1 protein-coding gene is annotated in these 960 nt (G+C 56.0%); it reads right to left on the reverse strand.

Annotation, left to right across the window (positions count from 1 at the left end):
- A partial coding sequence (locus A3754_RS02585; RefSeq protein WP_156496707.1) for an AsmA family protein occupies positions 1–800 on the reverse strand: 800 nt, incomplete at its 3' end.
- Positions 801–960 lie beyond the last annotated feature (160 nt).

The raw sequence follows: 960 nt of genomic DNA on the forward strand, positions 1-960 counted from the left end.
GTGTCCTCGTTCAGGTTTACATCCAGATTCTGTTCCAGATGCACATCCACCGGCATGGTGGTGGCGCCGGCGATATTGGCATCCAGTGTCATCGGGTTGAGGACAAAATGGTTATTGTCGATATCGGCGGCCAGTACCGTGTCCAGATTCATGTCCACGCGCATGTCGCTCTGGTCCTGATAGCGCAGGGACATCTGCAGCGGGAAGGGTTCATCCAGGTTCACGTCCTGGGCATTCAGATTAAAGTGCTCGACGACGATGTCGGTGCCATCGGCGGTGCTGCGGTAGCGAACCTTGCCGTCGCTGACCACGACTTTGGGAATGGTCAGCGGAATGTCCAGGCTGCTGCTGCCCTCGTCTTCGGCCGCCGGTTCTTCTTCAGTGGCGGTGTCTTCTGCCGGCGTCTGCGGGCCGATCTGCTCCCAGTTGGCGCCGTCCGGGCCGTCCACCAGGTTTACATTCAGGCCGGCCAGGGTGATGCCGTCCATTTCCACCTGGCCGTACAGCAACGGTAATACGGCAACGCTGACGCTGGCTTCGTCGAGGGCGGCGAACAGTTCTTCGTCATCGGCAATGCGGGCTTCGGTGCGGCCAAGACTCACGCCCAGCGAGGGCCAGAATTGCCAGGCCAGGTCACCCTGAATGTCCAGTGTCAGGTTGGCCTGTTCCTGTGCCTGTTTCTCGATTTCCGGCTTGAACTCGTTGGGATCAATCACCTGCGTGATCACAAAAACAGCAATAGCTAATAGCACAATGATGGCAAACAAAGTGATCAGCAAAATTTTTAACAGGCGTCCCATGTAGCACTCCTTGCGCGTTGGTCGTTGGACCGTGATTATAGCAGTGGGGATTCACTGGCCATACCGTAGCATTATTCATGATTGTTATTGTGAAGTTAGGGGAAGAACGTTTGCGAAAGTTCCATGTTGTTGTCTTGATGGCGCTGCTTTTGGTGGGGGG

The organism is Alcanivorax sp. HI0083 (genome assembly GCF_001635175.1).